The organism is Streptomyces echinatus (assembly GCF_014203595.1).
GTDB classification, from domain to species: Bacteria; Actinomycetota; Actinomycetes; order Streptomycetales; family Streptomycetaceae; genus Streptomyces; species Streptomyces echinatus.
Window position 1 is genome coordinate 117,119 of record NZ_JACHJK010000015.1, and the last position, 16,802, is coordinate 133,920.

Annotated in this window: 18 protein-coding genes; 3 read left to right on the top strand and 15 right to left on the bottom strand. The window is 71.7% G+C overall.

What is annotated here, in order from left to right; genetic code table 11:
- Window positions 1-330: 330 nt before the first annotated feature.
- The 4 genes from FHS34_RS33250 to FHS34_RS33265 all read right to left on the bottom strand — a co-directional run bounded on the left by FHS34_RS33250 (window position 331) and on the right by FHS34_RS33265 (window position 6,144).
- Entirely contained in the window at window positions 331-900 is a 570-nt protein-coding gene (locus FHS34_RS33250; protein WP_184972428.1) for a TetR/AcrR family transcriptional regulator, read from the bottom strand.
- A gap of 114 nt (window positions 901-1,014) precedes the next feature.
- Entirely contained in the window at window positions 1,015-2,598 is a 1,584-nt protein-coding gene (locus FHS34_RS33255; RefSeq protein WP_184972430.1) for a TROVE domain-containing protein, read from the bottom strand.
- A 482-nt stretch (window positions 2,599-3,080) separates the two neighbouring features.
- The gene (locus FHS34_RS33260; RefSeq protein ID WP_184972432.1) at window positions 3,081-4,532 is read right to left on the bottom strand and encodes an alkaline phosphatase PhoX; all 1,452 of its coding nucleotides are present in this window, start codon (window positions 4,530-4,532) and stop codon (window positions 3,081-3,083) included.
- Between the two features lie 184 nt (window positions 4,533-4,716).
- Window positions 4,717-6,144, bottom strand: coding sequence for a hypothetical protein (locus FHS34_RS33265; protein ID WP_184972434.1), 1,428 nt, complete (start codon window positions 6,142-6,144; stop codon window positions 4,717-4,719).
- A 267-nt stretch (window positions 6,145-6,411) separates the two neighbouring features.
- On the opposite strand from FHS34_RS33265, the gene FHS34_RS33270 reads away from it, so the two are divergent.
- On the top strand, window positions 6,412-8,238 hold the full coding sequence (locus FHS34_RS33270; RefSeq protein ID WP_184972436.1) for a DUF8508 domain-containing protein: 1,827 nt from the start codon (window positions 6,412-6,414) through the stop codon (window positions 8,236-8,238).
- A gap of 54 nt (window positions 8,239-8,292) precedes the next feature.
- Here FHS34_RS33270 and FHS34_RS33275 read toward each other — a convergent pair whose 3' ends face one another.
- From FHS34_RS33275 to FHS34_RS33290, 4 genes are read right to left on the bottom strand one after another with little or no spacing between them, the layout of a single operon-like run.
- The gene (locus tag FHS34_RS33275; RefSeq protein WP_184972438.1) at window positions 8,293-8,859 is read right to left on the bottom strand and encodes a DUF3618 domain-containing protein; all 567 of its coding nucleotides are present in this window, start codon (window positions 8,857-8,859) and stop codon (window positions 8,293-8,295) included.
- Window positions 8,856-9,275 (bottom strand): phage holin family protein, encoded by a 420-nt coding sequence (locus FHS34_RS33280; RefSeq protein WP_184972440.1) that lies wholly within the window; start codon window positions 9,273-9,275, stop codon window positions 8,856-8,858. Before FHS34_RS33280 ends, FHS34_RS33275 begins: the two co-directional genes overlap by 4 nt.
- 53 nt (window positions 9,276-9,328) lie before the next feature.
- The gene (locus FHS34_RS33285) at window positions 9,329-10,024 is read right to left on the bottom strand and encodes a hypothetical protein (protein ID WP_184972442.1); all 696 of its coding nucleotides are present in this window, start codon (window positions 10,022-10,024) and stop codon (window positions 9,329-9,331) included.
- Complete coding sequence (locus tag FHS34_RS33290) at window positions 10,021-10,161, bottom strand: hypothetical protein (protein WP_184972444.1); 141 nt, start codon at window positions 10,159-10,161, stop codon at window positions 10,021-10,023. The genes FHS34_RS33285 and FHS34_RS33290 overlap by 4 nt, the downstream gene beginning before the upstream one ends.
- Window positions 10,162-10,329: 168 nt before the next feature.
- On the opposite strand from FHS34_RS33290, the gene dapA reads away from it, so the two are divergent.
- Entirely contained in the window at window positions 10,330-11,229 is a 900-nt protein-coding gene (dapA, locus tag FHS34_RS33295) for a 4-hydroxy-tetrahydrodipicolinate synthase (RefSeq protein WP_184972446.1), read from the top strand.
- Between the two features lie 156 nt (window positions 11,230-11,385).
- The gene (locus FHS34_RS33300) at window positions 11,386-11,889 is read left to right on the top strand and encodes an HAD domain-containing protein (RefSeq protein WP_184972448.1); all 504 of its coding nucleotides are present in this window, start codon (window positions 11,386-11,388) and stop codon (window positions 11,887-11,889) included.
- A gap of 49 nt (window positions 11,890-11,938) precedes the next feature.
- On the opposite strand, the gene dapD is transcribed toward FHS34_RS33300, so the two are convergent.
- From dapD to sufC, 7 genes are all read right to left on the bottom strand, one after another.
- On the bottom strand, window positions 11,939-12,925 hold the full coding sequence (dapD, locus tag FHS34_RS33305) for a 2,3,4,5-tetrahydropyridine-2,6-dicarboxylate N-succinyltransferase (RefSeq protein WP_184972450.1): 987 nt from the start codon (window positions 12,923-12,925) through the stop codon (window positions 11,939-11,941).
- A 63-nt stretch (window positions 12,926-12,988) separates the two neighbouring features.
- Entirely contained in the window at window positions 12,989-13,522 is a 534-nt protein-coding gene (locus tag FHS34_RS33310) for a TetR/AcrR family transcriptional regulator (RefSeq protein ID WP_184972452.1), read from the bottom strand.
- The gene (locus FHS34_RS33315) at window positions 13,522-13,845 is read right to left on the bottom strand and encodes a DMT family transporter (protein ID WP_184972454.1); all 324 of its coding nucleotides are present in this window, start codon (window positions 13,843-13,845) and stop codon (window positions 13,522-13,524) included. Before FHS34_RS33315 ends, FHS34_RS33310 begins: the two co-directional genes overlap by 1 nt.
- 118 nt (window positions 13,846-13,963) lie before the next feature.
- A complete protein-coding gene (locus tag FHS34_RS33320) occupies window positions 13,964-14,296 on the bottom strand; it encodes a metal-sulfur cluster assembly factor (protein WP_031166063.1) in 333 nt (110 codons plus the stop codon).
- A complete protein-coding gene (sufU, locus tag FHS34_RS33325; RefSeq protein ID WP_184972457.1) occupies window positions 14,293-14,760 on the bottom strand; it encodes a Fe-S cluster assembly sulfur transfer protein SufU in 468 nt (155 codons plus the stop codon). Before sufU ends, FHS34_RS33320 begins: the two co-directional genes overlap by 4 nt.
- Before the next feature lie 18 nt (window positions 14,761-14,778).
- Window positions 14,779-16,035: a cysteine desulfurase gene (locus tag FHS34_RS33330; protein WP_184972459.1), complete on the bottom strand. Its 1,257-nt coding sequence runs from the start codon at window positions 16,033-16,035 to the stop codon at window positions 14,779-14,781.
- Window positions 16,032-16,796, bottom strand: coding sequence for a Fe-S cluster assembly ATPase SufC (gene sufC, locus FHS34_RS33335; RefSeq protein ID WP_184972460.1), 765 nt, complete (start codon window positions 16,794-16,796; stop codon window positions 16,032-16,034). Before sufC ends, FHS34_RS33330 begins: the two co-directional genes overlap by 4 nt.
- Window positions 16,797-16,802 lie beyond the last annotated feature (6 nt).

The window sequence follows — 16,802 nt, forward strand, 5'->3', positions numbered from 1 at the left end:
ATGAACCGGAGTCGGGCCGGCACCGGAGTCGGCCGGCACCGGAGTCGGCCGGCACCGGAGTCGGCCGGCACCGGAGTCGGGCCGGGGACGCGCCGTCGCGCTGACGGCCGTCACCCGGCTGCGGCGCCGTCGTGGCCGGGCGCGCAGTTCCCCGCGCCCCTTGGCGGGCGCTGCTGTGCCGTCGGCTTCGTCGTGGGCGTCCGCCACTGGGGACGGCCGTCACCCAGCTGCGGCGCCGTCGTGGCCGGGCGGCAGTTCCCCGCGCCCCATTTGGGCGCTCGCTCAGCCTGTCGGGGCGGGTGAGGCCCACCGCGTGACGGCAGACCAGCCTCAGCCGGACCGCAGACCCTCGTGCAGCAGGCCCAGGTAGCGGCGGATCTCGCGCTCCCCCGTTCCCGCCAGCTCCACGGCCGAGGCGACGCCGTGCGCCAGCCGCAGCACCTCGATCGGCTCCACGTCCCCCCGCAGCGCCCCCGCCGCCTGCGCGGCCCCGACCAGCCGGGCCACCGCGCCCTTCACCACGTTCCCGCACACCGTCAGCGCCGCCGCGCTGCTCTCCGTCACCGCCGAGCTGAGCAGCGCCTTCATCCCCCGCACCTGAAGGGTGCCGACGGCCAGTTCGTACAGCCACTCCCCGAGCGCCTCGCCCGGCGGCAGCTCCTTCGCCAGCTCCTCGGCGCGCACCCCCAGCGCTTCGATGCGGTCCAGGTACGCCGCCTCCAGCAGTGCCTGCCGGGTCGGGAAGTGCCGGTAGAGCGTGCCCGAGCCGACGCCCGCCCGCTTGGCGATGTCGTCGAGCGACGCCTTCTCCCCATGCTCCGCGAAGGCCTGCGCCGCCACCTCCAGCAACCGCTCGTAATTCCGCCGAGCGTCCGCGCGCATGGGCCTGCCCTGCGTCATCCACCCACTCCTTGCAAACCGGGGACCCTCTCCGTATCCTATCGAACACTAAACGGAGACATTCCCCGCTTATCGCCGTGGTGCTCTGCGGACGGACGCACGGCCCGCGGACGGTCAGGCGAGCCAGGGCCAGCGGCCGTCCCGGCCGCTCTCCAGCAGCGCGACCATGCGGAACGCGGCGTCGGTGAGCCCGCCGAAGGTGTGCCGGTTCCCCGTGCCCGACGGACCGTGGCCCGCCCGGTAGCCCTCCAGGTTCCAGGTGTACACCGGGACGTGGTCCGGGACCTGGGCCGTGGGGCCGCCGTGCCGGTGCGGGGAGTACTGCTCGTCGGTGACGATCAGCACCCGGTCGTGCCGCCTGTAGTGCCGGCGCACCGCCTCGGTGGTGTCGGTGCCCCCCAGGTCGCCGAAGCGCTCCAGGACCTTCAGCACCGACTCGCCCGTGCGGAACCGGACCGTGTCACTGGTCGAGCCGAACTGGACCAGGTCGGCGTCCGCCGCCCGCAGCGCGAGCGCCGTACCGAAGACCGCCGCCGCGTCCGCCCGGCTGAGCTGGGAACGCGCCGACACCTTCGACCAGAACATCGAGCCCGAGCGGTCGACCAGGATCAGCGTCCGGCCCGGCAGCGCGGGCACGTTGGCCAGCGAGTGGCCGAGCGCCTGCTCCAGCGGGTAGGACCAGCGCAGCGAGGGCGCGTGCTGGTAGGCGGCCAGGTAGCGGAACGGGAACTGCCGCGAGCGGCGCACCTGCTCCGGGTCGCTGATCCTCGCCGCGACCTGGGCGGCGACCTCGTCCGAGACGCCGGCCTCGTCGAAGTTCCGCAGGTTGCGGACCAGCGCCATCGGGCCCATGGACGGAATCACCGCCTCCCAGGCCGCCTTGTCCAGCGGGCCCTGGAGCCAGCCGGCCAGCGCCTCCCAGGTGACGCCCGCCGCCGCCAGCCGCTCGGCACCGTCGGCCGAGGTGACGACTGCCCGCCGTGCCTCGACGGGCAGCGCCATCAGCTCGCGGTGCAGGGAGAGCGCCGGGAGCGACGCGGGCGGCACGGCGGTGTCCGGGTGGTGGCGCCGGTCGAGCGCGTACCGGAAGAGGTCGCCCTGCCACGGCTTGTCCGGGTCCGGGGAGGCGTGCACCAGGTTGAGGATGTCGCCGAAGCGGTAGCCCTTGGACGCGGTGTCGTACTTGAGCAGCGACCGGGCGTGGTAGAGCCGTCGTACGGCGTCGGCGACACCGCGCTTGACGGGCTTGGGCACGGCGCGGCCGTACGCCGACGTCCAGTACGCGAGCAGCTCGCCGGGCTCGTCCGGGCGCTGCAGCACGGAGGCCACGACCTGCCGGTTCGACGGGCCGTCGGTCGCCCCGGCCGCCAGCCGTGCGTGCACGTACTCGGCGGCGCCCACGAGGGAGGCCGTGCGCATGTTGCCCTCGCCGCGCAGCCAGCCCAGCAGTCCGGCCGTCCACTGCGGGTCCGCGACGGCGAGGTCACGGACGAGCCGGGCGAACCGGTCGTCACGGTCCTCGGCCTTCTCGTAGAAGGTGTCCTGCGAGACGAAGTCGGCGACGGCGAGCAGGAACAGCTCCGAGCGCGGGTCGCGCTCCTGGCCCCGGCCGCCCTCGTGGGTCCGCAGGACGCGGCCGGTCGATGCCACCGCCGACTTCGGCTGCGCCTTGGCGGTACGCGTGTTGAATCGCGCCATGGTGAATTCCCCCGAATTCGTGAGCGTTTCGGAGGGAGGCGCAGCAAATGGAGGGTGCCCGAGGTCGAGAGTCGGCGGCGGTTCACATACGGCTGCTCTACCCGCTGAGCTACGGCGTCCCGAAGACGCCGACGGGATTCGAACCCGCGCTCTGCCGTCCAAGGAAGTAACCGCTGCCTGCGCACCGGACACCCACCATGTGCTGCGCCTCCCGAGATCAGGTCGGCGGCGGTCGTGGATTCTTTGCAAAAGAAGTAACCGCAGCCTGCGCACCGGGAGGTGCGAAGTTCTTGGTGTCCAGAGATCAGGATCGGCGGAACCGACGTACGGTGCTCTGCCCCTGAGCTACACCGGCCTGTCGGAGCCGGTGGCGGGATTCGAACCCGCGGCCTCCCCATGATGAGTGGAAGTAGGTCCTGCCTGTCGCACCTGGACGTGCACCACTCTAGGAGGACGGCCGCGGGCCGGGCCAACGAATTTGCTTACCGCTTGTGCCGCTTCCAGGGACCGGTGATGGCGAGCATGATGCCGGGGGTCTGGATGTTGGCGAAGAGGGTCTTGCCGTCGGGCGAGAAGGTGACGCCGGTGAACTCGCTGTACTCCGGCTCCTCCTCGGTGCCGATGTTCAGCTCGTTGCGGGCGATCGGGTAGGTCCGGCCGCTCTCGGTGGCGCCGAACAGGTGCTGGACGCCCTCGCCGTCCTCGGCGATGACGAGGCCGCCGTAGGGGGAGACGGTGATGTTGTCGGGGCCGTCGAAGGCGCCGTCCTCGGCCGGGTCGGGGTTCACCCCGAGCAGCACCTTCAGGGTGAGCGTGCGGCGCCCCGGATCGTAGAACCAGACCTGGCCGTCGTGCTGGACCGGGCTCTCCTGGCGGGCGAAGGAGGAGACGACGTACACGCCGCCGTCGCCCCACCACATGCCCTCCAGCTTGCGGGCGCGGGTGACCTGGCCGTCGGTGAACTGCTTGCGCACCGAGACGGTCTTGGCGTCACGGTCCGGGACGTCCACCCAGTCGACGCCGTAGACAGTGCCGATCTTCGTGGCGCGGGACAGGTCGTCCACGAACTTGCCGCCGGAGTCGAAGCACTTGAACGCCTGGAGCACACCCGCGTCGTCGGCGAGGGTGCGCAGCTTGCCGCGGCCGTGGTGGAAGCCGTGCGGCGGGACCCAGCGGTAGAAGAGTCCGTTGGGACCGGCGGCGTCCTCGGTCAGGAAGAGGTGGCCGCGCTTGGGGTCCACGACGACGGCCTCGTGGGCGTAGCGGCCGAGGGCCTTGATCGGCTTGGGGTCGCGGTTGGCCCGGTGGTCCTCCGGGTCGACCTCGAAGACGTAGCCGTGGTCCTTGGTGAAGCCGTATCTGCCGGCCTTGTCCTCGGTCTCCTCGCAGGTCAGCCAGGTGCCCCAGGGGGTCCGGCCGCCCGCGCAGTTGGTGGCGGTGCCGGCGATGCCCACCCACTCGGCGACCTGGCCGCCGCGGCGGACCTCCACGACGGTGCAGCCGCCGGCCGCCCCCGGGTCGTAGACGAGGCCCTCGGTCAGTGGCACCGGGTGCGGCCAGTTGGCGCGGGCGCCGGCCAGCTCGTGGTTGTTGACGAGCAGGGTGGCGCCGCGGGGGCCGTCGAAGGTGGCGGTGCCGTCGTGGTTGGACGGGGTGAACTCGCCGGACTCCAGCTTGGTCTTGCCGCTGTACGTGATGATCGTGTACTCGAAGCCGGCGGGCAGGGCGAGGATCCCGTCCGGGTCGGAGACCAGCGGGCCGTAGCCGACGCCGTGGTGGTGGCCCCCGTGGGCGGACTCGGCCTCGGCGCTCTCGGTGTCCGTGGCCGCCAGGGCGTTCGGCGCGGTGGCGAGGGCGCCGACGCTGCCCGCCAGGGCGACCCCGGCACCGGTGATCGCGGATTTTCTGGCGAAGTCCCTACGGGTGAGCGACATGGTGTCTCCTGTGACGACGGTGGTAGTGCCGTGGAGGGTGGGGGGCCTCGGCTCGGCGCACACGCTCCCGCCCACTCGTGAACGGGAGTTGAACGCCGCGCTACCACCAGGGCGCCGGTTCCATGAATCCGTATGCGGCGGACCATGGCCCGCAAAAGCACCGGTCATTTGTGCGACACGACGGTCATCCGCCGTGCTGGGACCGCGCCTTGAACGCCGCCTTCCGCGCTTCCTTGGCCACCTTCTTGTCCGGGTGCAGCCGGCCCATCGCGTCCAGGACCTCCGCGGTGGCGGGGTGCCCCACCCGCCAGGCCGCCGCGAAGAACCCGCTGTGCTGAGCCGCCAGCCCCTCCACCAGGGCCTGCAGCTCGTCGGAGTTGCCCTCGGCCTGGAGCTGCGCGGCCAGGGTGTCGACGGTCAGCCAGAACACCATGTCCTGGGAGGGCGCCGGTACGCCCGCGGCCCCCCGCTCGCTCAGCCACACGCGGGCGAGGCCGCCCAGCTCGGGGTCGTCCAGCACCTCCCGCAGCGCGGGTTCGGCCTCGGTGCCGAGCAGCGACAGCGCCTGCTGGCAGCGCAGCCTGCGCAGCGGGGCGCCCGCGTCCGCTCCCCGGGCCGCCGCCAGCAACTCCCTTGCGGCCGCGAGGGGTTCGCGGCTGTCGAGCCACTGTTCGGTCTCGGCCCGGGCGGCGGACCGGCCGAACCGGGCGGTGCCGTCGAGCAGTGCGTCCGCGCCCTTGCCGGCCAGCTCGCCGACGGCCGGTGCCTCGAACCCGGCCTCCAGCAGCCGGGCCCGCAGGCCGTAGACGCCGAGCGGGGTGAGCCGGACGATGCCGTAGCGGGTGACGTCGGTGTCGTCCACGGGCGCCGCGGGCTCCTCGTCGGCGTCGGCCATCAGGGCCTCGTCCACCGGCTGGTACTCCACGAGTCCGATGGGCTCCAGCAGCCGGAACTGGTCGTCCAGCCGCATCATCGCGTCGGAGACCTGCTCCAGGACGTCGTTGGTGGGCTCGCCCATGTCGTCGGGCACGATCATGGAGGCGGCGAGGGCCGGCAGCGGGACGGGGGACTCTCCGGGGCCGTCCTCACCGACGGTCAGCAGGTAGAGGTTGCCGAGGACGCCGTCGAGGAACTCCGCCTCGGCCTCCGGGTCCCAGTCGAGTGACGAGAAATCGACCTCGCCGCCCGCGTCCAGCGCGCCGGCCAGCTCCTGAAGGTCGGGGACGGACGCGTCGGCGACGACGGTCTCCAGCGCGGCGAGCCAGACGGTGAGCACGTCGTGCGGGGAACCGCCGGTGAGCAGCCCCAGCTCCTCGCCCGCCCGGACGGTGCCGGCGTCCTCGTCCACGATCTCCACCAGGCCGGCGTCCACGGCGACCCGCCAGGCCTCACTGGCGTACGCGGCGGCGTCGTCCCCGGTGAGTCCGAGCAGACCGGCGGCGGCCGGCAACTGCTCCTCGACCAGCCCGCCGCCGGCGTCCACACGGGTCTCGGGGCCGGCCCAGCGGGCGAGGCGGGCGGCCCGGGAGAGCAACGGCGTGGACAGCGCGGCGCGCGCCAGCTCCGCTTCGGGGTGCAGCCGTACGGGCGGCAGGGGGGAGCTGTCTGACATCGGCTGGTTCTCCTCGGACCGTGAAACGGGCTCAGCCGCTCAGCCTAGACGGATTTCCACCCATGCCGCCCGGTTCATCTCCCCGTAGGCCGCCGTACATGGCCGAAACCTTGACAACTCCCCGGGCCAGGCAGGAGATTGACGCGCGTAGAAGTTGGGGGGACAACTGTTCACTCGACTCTATGCGTGTCACAGAGGGCTACGAGCCCCGCACGCTCCCGTTCCACCCTCGTCCCGGCGCTCACGTACGTCCCCGGAGGGAATCCCTTGCCGAGCAGGTCTTCCGCGCGCCTCGCCGCGCTCACCGTCGCCGCCGTCTGCAGCGCGGCGTCCGCCGTCGTCCTCGCCTCTCCCGCGCACGCCGACTCGGTGCGCGTCCACGACATCCAGGGCACGACCCGGATATCCCCGTTCGCCGGGCAGAAGGTGACGGACGTGCCCGGCATCGTCACGGCCACCCGCACCTACGGCTCCTCCAAGGGCTTCTGGATCCAGGACGCGGCCCCGGACGACAACCCGGCCACCAGCGAGGGCGTGTTCGTCTTCACCAGCTCCACGCCGAAGGTCGCGGTCGGCGACTCGGTGACGGTGACCGGTACGGTCTCCGAGTACGTCCCGGGCGGCACCTCGTCCGGCAACCAGTCGGTGACGGAGATCACCAAGCCGGCGATCACCACCGTCTCCACCGGCAACGCCGTTCCGGCGCCGGCGGTCGTCGACCGGCACTCGGTGCCGGGCGCGTACGCCCCCGCGGGCGACACGGCCGCCGCCGGCTCGGTCAACGGCCTGCCCCTGGACCCGTCGAAGTACGCCCTGGACTACTACGAGTCCCTGGAGGGCATGAACGTCCAGGTCGCCGACGCCCGTGTGGTCACCGCCACCGACCCGTACAGCGAGCTGTGGGTCACGGTGAAGCCGTGGGAGCACCGCAACCGCCGCGGCGGCACGGTGTACGGCTCCTACGACTCCCAGAACACCGGCCGGCTCCAGATCCAGTCGCTGGGCTCCACCGCCGGCTTCCCCAAGGCGAACGTGGGCGACACCCTGGAGGGCACCACCACCGGCCCGCTGGACTTCAACCAGTTCGGCGGCTACACCCTCGTCGCGTCCGAGCTGGGCACGCTGAAGAGCGGCGGTCTGCAGCGCGAGACCACGCGGAAGCAGTCGGACCGCGAGCTGGCCGTGGCGACGTACAACGTCGAGAACCTCGACCCGTCGGACGCGACCTTCGACAAGCACGCCTCCTCGATCGTGCACAACCTGCAGTCCCCGGACATCGTGTCGCTGGAGGAGATCCAGGACGACAACGGCGCCAAGGACGACGGCACGGTCGGCGCGGGCGCGACCGTGAACAAGCTGATCGACGCGATCGTCGCGGCCGGCGGCCCGAAGTACGACTGGCGCTCGATCGACCCGGTCAACGACCAGGACGGCGGCGAGCCCGGCGGCAACATCCGCCAGGTGTTCCTGTTCAACCCGGAGCGGGTGTCCTTCGTGGACCGCGCGGGCGGCGACTCCACCACCGCGGTCGGCGTCACCAAGGTGCACGGCAAGGCGCAGCTGACGGCCTCCCCCGGCCGCATCGACCCGGCGAACGCGGCCTGGGCCCACAGCCGCAAGCCGCTGGCCGGCGAGTTCGCCTTCCGCGGCAAGACCGTCTTCGTGATCGCCAACCACCTCAACTCCAAGGGCGGCGACCAGGCGCTGACCTCGCAGTACCAGCCGCCGGTGCGCAGCTCGGAGGTCCAGCGGCACGCCCAGGCGACCGCAGTGAACGCGTTCGTCAAGGACATCCTGGCCGTGCAGAAGAACGCGGACGTCATCGCGCTCGGCGACATGAACGACTTCGAGTTCTCCGGCACCGCGGAGATCCTGGAGGGTGACGGCGCGCTGTGGTCGGCGATCAAGTCGCTGCCGAAGAGCGAGCGTTACACCTATGACTACCAGGGCAACCAGCAGGTCCTGGACCAGATCCTGATCAGCCCGGCGATCCGGCGCGGCTGCGACTTCGAGTACGACAGCGTGCACGTCAACGCGGAGTTCAACGACCAGATCAGCGACCACGACCCGCAGGTGCTGCGGTTCCGTCCGTGACCCGGCGGCGGGACCGGCCGGGCATCGTGCCCGGCCGGTCCCGCCGTGCGGTACTCACCGGTTGCGGTCGATCCTGCGCCAGATCACGGCCGCGCCGAGGACGGCGGCGCCCGCCGCGCCCACGATCAGCACCGGCCGGGGATGCCGCATCGCGGTACCCATGGCCGTCCGCACCGGTCGCGGCACCCGCAGGTCGTGCTGCACGGTGTGACCGGCGTGCAGCGCCCGGTCCTGCAGCGCGTGCCCGCCGTGCCCGGCCCGCTCCTGCACCAGGTGGCCGGCCTTCGTCATCCGTTCCTGAGCGTCGTGGCCGGCCCGTACGGCACGGTCCTGCATCAGGTGCCCGGCCTTGGCCGCGCGGTCCTGCATCAGGTGCCCGGCCTTGGCCGCCCGGTCCTGCACGCCGTGCCCGGCGTGGGCGGCGCCGGAGCGCAGCTGGACGGTCATGGCGCCGGCCTTGTCCCTCAGGTCGGCTGCCCGGGCCCGGGCCCGGCCCTTCACATCGGCCCGGCCCACCAGCTGCGCGACGGTGTCGCCGAGCTGGCTGCGGGTGTGTTCGATCTGGCGTCGCAGTTCGTCGGGGCCCTTGGCGCCCGAGCCGTGCGGATTGCTGTGCCTCATCGGTGTGCCCTTTCCCTGATCACGTCGACGTCCGCCCTGACGCTGCCGAGCGTCTCCTCGGGCGTGGGCGGGGCGGCGCGGCGCAGCTGGGCGCGTCCGGTCGCGGCCAGCACGGCAGCCACGGCGAAGAACACCGCGGCCACGATCAGCGCCGCCGCCCACACGGGCAGCACCAGACCGAGGGCGGCGGTGGCCGCTCCGGCCAGGACGATCAGTCCGACGTAGCCCACGGCGCCCGCGGCGCCGAGCAGTCCGCCGCCGCGTCCGGCCCGGCGTCCCTTCTCGGTCAGCTCCTCCTTGGCGAGGGCGACCTCCTGCCGCAGCAGCCGGGAGAGCTGTTCGGTGGCCCGGCCGACGAGTTCACCCGTGGAGGGGTGCCCGTCGGCCGCGGGCCGTGTCTGCGAGGTCACGGTCACGGTGTTCCGCCTCCTCTCTGTACGGAACCTCCGGGTACCCGGGCCGAAGGTCCTTAGCCCTGCCCGCCGCCTCCCGCCCCGTGCTCACCGAGGCGGGCGAGTTGGGACTGGAACCAGTCGAGACGCGCCTGCAACAGCGCGGCCTCGGCAGCCAGTTCGGGTACGCCCAACTCGTCGGCGGACATCAACTCCGTGAACGGCCGGTCGGCTCCGGCACTCCCGGCGATCACCCGGAGGCCCTGCCCGGCCAGCCTCGCGAACCCCGCGAGCGAGACGGACGTACGCCCGCGCGCGCAGCCGCCGCAGCAGGGGGCGAGGACCCGCCAGCCCGGACGGCCCCAGCCTGCGTCGGCCAGCGCGACGGCGGCGGTGCCGCAGCCGCAGGGTCCGGCCGTGGCGCTGCGCACCCGCTGCCGGGCGTAGCGGAAGCCGCGCTCGAAGCGGATGTAGGCACCGAGGACGGAGACCTCCAGCAGGACGGCGGACCGGTGTTCGGTGGTGCACAGCAGGGCCTCGGCCGCCGCCCGGTCGTGCACGCAGTGGAAGCCGCAGTCGCAGCGGCGGACGGGCGGGCGGTGGCGCAGGCCGTAGACGCAGGAGGCGTCGTCGAGGACGGCGTAGGGCAGTGCGCCGCCGAGCGATACACCGGTGAACCCGGCCCGGGTGCCGTCCTGGGACAGCACCGGGTGGGCGATCTTGTATCCGGTCGGCGGCTCCGTCGGGCGTTCCGCCGGGAGCCGCAGCCTCATCGGGCGGCCGGGACCTCTTCGCGGGCCGGCTCGGCCGGTTCGGTGCGGGCGGTCTCCTCGGGGAGCGGGGGTTCCTCTTCGTGGACGAGCGGTCGCTCCTCGGCGATGCCGGTGGCCAGTGCCTTGCCGAGCTTCATGGCGCCTCCCATGACCTGACGTCGGTGACCCTCCGGCCATAGTGACCCATGAAGGGCCGAGTTGGACATAGGACCTTGGGCCACACCCAGAACTCATCAGCAATGCTTATCGATACCTCTTAGGAAAATTAAGTAGAGCTTCACCGAAGTGCTGCGGAGACTACTCCCATGACGAGCCCACGCAAGCCCTCGCCCTTCGGCCGCACCCTCTGCGCGATGATCACGCCTTTCACCGGGACGGGTGAGCTCGACCTGACCGGCGCCCGCCGGCTTGCCACCCGGCTGGTCGCGCGGGGCTGTGACGGACTGGTCCTCAGCGGCACCACGGGCGAGTCGCCCACCACCACCGACGAGGAGAAGGCCGAGCTGGTCGCGGCGGTACGCGAGGCGGTCGGCGACCGGGCCACCCTGATCGCGGGCGTCGGCACGGCCGACACCCGGCACACGGTGCGGATGGCGCTCGCGGCGGAGCAGGCCGGAGCCGACGGTGTCCTGGTGGTGACGCCGTACTACAGCAGGCCGCCGCAGGAGGCGGTGGCCGCCCACTTCCTCGAGGTCGCCGACGCGAGCGCGCTGCCGGTGATGCTCTACGACATCCCGGGCCGCACCGGCACCCGCATCGAGCCGGACACCATGATCCGCCTCGCCCGGCACCCGCGCATCGTGGCCGTGAAGGACTGCTCCTACGATCTCCTCGGCACCCAGAAGGTGCTGGCGCGCACGGAGTTGGCGTACTACGCGGGCTGCGACGAACAGGTGCTGGCGCTGTACGCGGTCGGCGCGGCGGGCTGTGTGAGCACGGTTGCCAACGCCGTACCGGCGCACATCGCCGCGATCCTGGACGCGTTCGACGCGGGCGACACCGCCCGGGCGGCCGAACTCCAGCTGGCCGCCGTGCCGTTCATCGAGGCGATGATGAACGCGGGGCTGCCCGGCACCGTCACCGCGAAGGCCCTCCTGAGCCGCCTCGACCTGCCCGCGGGCCCGCCCCGCGCACCGCTGCTGCCCGCCGGCCGGGAGACGGCCGACGGACTGCTGGCGCTGTACGGGGCGCTCAGCGCAGGCTGACCGGCGGCGGACGGAGACGGTCACCGTTCCCGCCCGGGCCGCACCCGGCCGTCCGGTCCCCGCAGCTCTCCCGACTTGCGCACCGACCGCCGCCGGCCTGCCGAGCGAGGAGAAATCCCCTCGGGCCGGCCGCCCCTCCTGCCGTACGGTGTCCCCGTGAGCCGCCCCCTGTTGTTCCTGGACGTCGACGGCCCCCTCAACCCGTACGCGGCCCAGCCGGAACGCCGGCCCGAGGGCTACACGACGATCCGGGTGCCGCCGTACGGGCGGCGTCCGCTGCGGGTCTGGCTGAATCCGGACCACGGCCCGGCCCTGCTCCGGCTCGGCTACGACCTGTGCTGGGCGACGAGCTGGATGGCCGAGGCCAACGTCTGGATCGCCCCGGCCGTCGGCCTGCCCGAGCTGCCGTACGTCGACTTCGGCACCGGCCTGTTCGCCGAGCGCCCCGACGGCGTGCACTGGAAGACGGAGGCGATCGTGGCGTACGCCGAGGGCCGCCCGTTCGCCTGGGTGGACGACGAGCAGAGCCCGCCGGACACGCTGTACGTCCGCTCCCGGCACCCCGGCCCCGCCCTGCTCCACCACGTGAACCCGAGGATCGGCCTGCGCGCCCCGGACTTCACGGCACTACGCGAGTTCGCCCGGTCCCCACGCCGATGACAAAGCGCCCCTCACCCGGGGGGCGGGGGCGCTCGGCCGGGTGGGTGCGTCAGTTGTGGCTGTGCAGGATGTCGTTCAGGCCGCCCCAGACCGCGTTGTTCGGGCGGGCCTCGACCGTGCCGGTGACCGAGTTGCGGCGGAAGAGGATGTTGGACGCGCCGTTCAGCTCGCGGGCCTTGACGATCTGGCCGTCGGGCATGGTGACCCGGGTGCCCGCGGTGATGTACAGGCCGGCCTCGACCACGCACTCGTCGCCGAGCGCGATGCCGACGCCCGCCTCGGCGCCGACCAGGCAGCGCTCGCCGAGGGAGATGATCACATTGCCGCCGCCGGACAGGGTGCCCATGGTGGAGGCGCCGCCGCCGATGTCCGAGCCGTCGCCGACCACGACACCGGCGGAGATCCGGCCCTCGACCATGGAGGTGCCGAGGGTGCCGGCGTTGAAGTTGACGAAGCCCTCGTGCATGACCGTGGTGCCGGACGCGAGGTGCGCGCCCAGGCGGACCCGGTCGGCGTCGGCGATGCGCACGCCCTTCGGGGCGACGTAGTCCGTCATGCGCGGGAACTTGTCGACCGAGGTGACCTGGAGGTGCAGGCCCTCGGCGCGGGCGTTCAGGCGGACCTTCTCCAGGTCGTCCACGGCCACCGGGCCGAGGGAGGTCCAGGCGACGTTGGCGAGGTGGCCGAAGATGCCGTCCAGGTTCTGGCCGTGCGGCTTGACCATCCGGTGCGAGAGCAGGTGCAGGCGCAGGTAGACGTCGTGCGCGTCGATCGGCTTCTCGTCCAGCGAGGCGATGACCGTGCGGACCGCGACCACCTCTACGCCCCGGCGGGCGTCCGGGCCGGTCGCCGCGGTCGCGCCGCCGCCCAGCAGCTCCGCCGCCCGCTCGGCGGTCAGCCGCTCGGTGCCGGCCGGGCCCGGCTCCTCGACCAGCTCGGGGGCCGGGAACCAGGTGTCGAGAACGGTGCCGTCGGAGGCGATCGTGGCGAGGCCGGCGGCGACGGCGCCGGTGGTACGGGTTGCAGACTCGGTCATGGTGCAAAACCTAACGTGGGCGGGGCGGTGAGGGCGAACCGCGTCTCACGTGCCGGGCGCGGTTCAGGGGATCAGCCGAGCCAGCAGGGTGCGGGCGTACTCCTCGTCGTACGAACCGCCCGTCAGCAGCACCTGCAGACAGATGCCGTCCATCAGCGCGAGCAGGGCCCGGGCGGTGACCGGGTCGGTGCGGCGGGCCAGCAGCGCGGCCGCCTGCTCGGTCCACTCGGCGGCGACGGGGCGCAGCGCGGGCCGGCGCAGCGCCGCCAGATAGAGCTCGTACTCCAGCTCCACGCCGGTGCGGTCGCCTGTGAGCCACTCCCCGAGGGCCCGGGCGAGGTCCGCGGCGAGGTCGCCCCGGCCGCCGTCCGGCAGCAGCTCGGCCAGCACCTTGCCGAAGCCCTCGTTCGCCTGCCGCAGCGCGGCCACCAGCAGCTCCTCCAGGGTGGCGAAGTGGTAGGTGGTGGAGCCGAGCGGTACGTCGGCCTCGGCGGCGACCGTGCGGTGGCTCAGACCGGCGATGCCGTCCCGGCCGGCCACCCGGATCGCGGCGTCGATGATCCGCTGCCGGCGCTCGGGATCGTGCCGGCGGGGCATCAGTGGCTCGCCCCGTCCAGGTTGAGCACGACCACTCCGCCGATGATCAGCAGGATCCCGGCGACCTTGGCCGGGCTCAGGCCCTCCCCGAACAGCAGCAGGCCGAGGACGGCGATGGCCGCGGTGCCCACGCCGGACCAGATGGCGTACGCGGTGCCGATCTGGACTGTCTTCAGCGTCTGGGCGAGCAGTGCGAACGAGACGACGTATCCCAGGGCGGTCACGAGTGAGGGCCAGAGCCGGCTGAAGCCCTCGGTGTACTTCATCGCCGTCGTGGCGGCGACCTCGGCGGCTATGGCGCCGGCGAGCGTCAGATATCCCATGTGTACGAGCGTACACAACGCATGTGTACGGTCGTACACATGCTTCTGGCCGGAAGGTTGCGCCAACGGAAAGCGGCGGCACCCCGGAGGGTGCCGCCGCTTCACGCGCGAGGTGTTCTCAGACGTTGAACCCGAGCGCCCGGAGCTGCTCGCGACCGTCGTCCGTGATCTTGTCCGGACCCCACGGCGGCATCCAGACCCAGTTGATGCGCAGCTCGTTGACGAGGCCGTCCGTGGCGGACTTGGCCTGGTCCTCGATGACGTCCGTCAGCGGGCAGGCCGCCGAGGTCAGGGTCATGTCGATCGTCGCGATGTTCGCGTCGTCGATGTGGATGCCGTAGATCAGCCCCAGGTTGACGACGTCGATGCCCAGTTCGGGGTCGACGACGTCGTACAGCGCCTCGCGGAGTTCTTCCTCCGAGGCCGGCTTCATTTCAGCGGTCTCGCTCATGCCGTCTTCCTTTCGGCGTCGGCGCCACCCAGCGCCTGGGCCGTCGCGTCCTTCCACGCCATCCAGCTCAGGAGGGCGCACTTGACCCGCGCGGGGTACTTGGAGACACCGGCGAACGCGACCGCGTCCTCCAGGATGTCCTCCATGGCCTCGTCCGGCTCGATCCGGCCCTTGGACTGCATCAGCTCCAGGAAGGTCTCCTGGATCTGCTGCGCCTCGGTGACGTCCTTGCCGACCAGCAGCTCGTTCAGCACGGATGCGGAGGCCTGGCTGATGGAGCAGCCCTGGCCCTCGTACGAGACGTCCTCGATCTTCGTGCCGTCGTACTTCACGCGGAGGGTGATCTCGTCGCCGCACGTCGGGTTCACATGGTGCACCTCGGCGTCGCCATCCCTGAGACCACGCCCGTGCGGGTTCTTGTAGTGGTCCAGGATGACTTCCTGGTACATCGAGTCCAGCTTCACGGTTTCAGCTCACGCCTCTCAGCCGAAGAAGTTCCGTACGTGCTCCAGCCCCTCGACCAGTGCGTCGATCTCGGCGGGCGTGGAGTACAGATAGAACGACGCTCGCGTAGTCGCAGGAATTCCGTAGCGGAGGCAGACCGGACGGGCGCAGTGGTGGCCGACCCGGACCGCGATGCCCTGCTCGTCGAGGACCTGGCCCACGTCGTGCGGGTGGATGTCGCCCAGCGTGAAGGAGATCGCGGCGCCCCGGTCCTCGGCCGTGGTCGGGCCGATGATCCGCAGGTCGGGGACCTCCGCCAGACGCCGGACGGCGTACTCCGTCAGCGCGTGCTCATGGGCGAGGATCTTGTCCATGCCGATCGACTGGAGGTAGTCGATCGCCGCGCCGAGACCGACCGCCTGCGCGATCGGCGGGGTGCCCGCCTCGAACTTGTGCGGCGCCGGGGCGTACGTGGAGGAGTGCATCGAGACGGTCTCGATCATCTCGCCGCCACCGAGGAACGGGGGCAGGTCCTCCAGCAGCTCCTGGCGGCCCCACAGGACGCCGATGCCGGTCGGGCCGCACATCTTGTGGCCGGTGAAGGCCACGAAGTCGGCCTGGAGGGCCTGGACGTCCATCGGCATGTGCGGCGCGGCCTGGGAGGCGTCGATGCAGACGAGCGCGCCGACCTCCTGGGCGCGACGGATTATCGTCTCGACCGGATTGACCGTGCCCAGGATGTTCGACACCAGCACGAAGGAGACGATCTTCGTCTTCTCGGTGATGACCTCGTCGATGTTCGACAGGTCCAGGCGGCCGTCGTCGGTCAGGCCGAACCACTTCAGCTTCGCGCCCGTGCGCTGCGCCAGCAGCTGCCACGGCACGATGTTGGAGTGGTGCTCCATCTCCGTGATGACGATCTCGGTCTCGTGGTCCACCCGGTAGGGCTCGTCGGCCCAGCCCAGCATGTTCGCCACGAGGTTCAGCGACTCGGAGGCGTTCTTGGTGAAGATCACCTCGTCGCGGCTCGGCGCGTTGATGAACGCGGCGACCTTGTCACGCGCGCCCTCGTACAGCGCCGTGGCCTCCTCGGCGAGCACATGCACACCGCGGTGGACGTTGGCGTTGTAGCGCTCGTAGTACTCGCTCAGGGCGTCCAGCACCTGGCGCGGCTTCTGCGAGGTCGCCGCGTTGTCCAGGTACACGAGCTTCTTGCCGTCGTGGACCTGACGGTCCAGGACGGGGAAGTCCTTGCGGATCGCCTCGACGTCGAGGAGGCCCGGCAGCTGTGTCACGCGGATGCGCCACCCTTCACGTATGCCTCGTAGCCCTCGTTCTCCAGCTTGTCCGCGAGCTCGGGGCCACCGGACTCGACGATGCGGCCACCGGCGAACACGTGGACGTGGTCGGGCTTGATGTAGCGCAGGATGCGCGTGTAGTGCGTGATCAGCAGGGTGCCGACCTCGCCGGTCTCGCGGACGCGGTTGACGCCCTCGGAGACGATGCGGAGCGCGTCGACGTCCAGGCCGGAGTCGGTCTCGTCCAGGATCGCCATCTTCGGCTTGAGCAGCTCCAGCTGGAGGATCTCGTGGCGCTTCTTCTCACCGCCGGAGAAGCCCTCGTTCACGTTGCGCTCGGCGAAGGCCGGGTCCATGTTGAGGCGCTCCATGGCCTCCTTGACCTCCTTCACCCAGGTGCGCAGCTTCGGGGCCTCGCCGCGGATCGCGGTGGCGGAGGTGCGCAGGAAGTTGGAGACCGAGACGCCGGGGACCTCGACCGGGTACTGCATCGCCAGGAACAGGCCCGCGCGGGCACGCTCGTCGACGGACATCTCCAGGACGTCCTCGCCGTCGAGCAGCACGGTGCCGCTGGTGATCGTGTACTTCGGGTGACCCGCGAGGGAGTAGGCGAGGGTCGACTTGCCGGAGCCGTTGGGGCCCATGATGGCGTGCGTCTCGCCCTGCTTCACGGTGAGGTCGACGCCCTTGAGGATCTCCTTCGTGGCGTTGTCGGCCTCGACGGTGACGTGCAGGTCTCGGATTTCAAGCGTTGCCATGGGTGC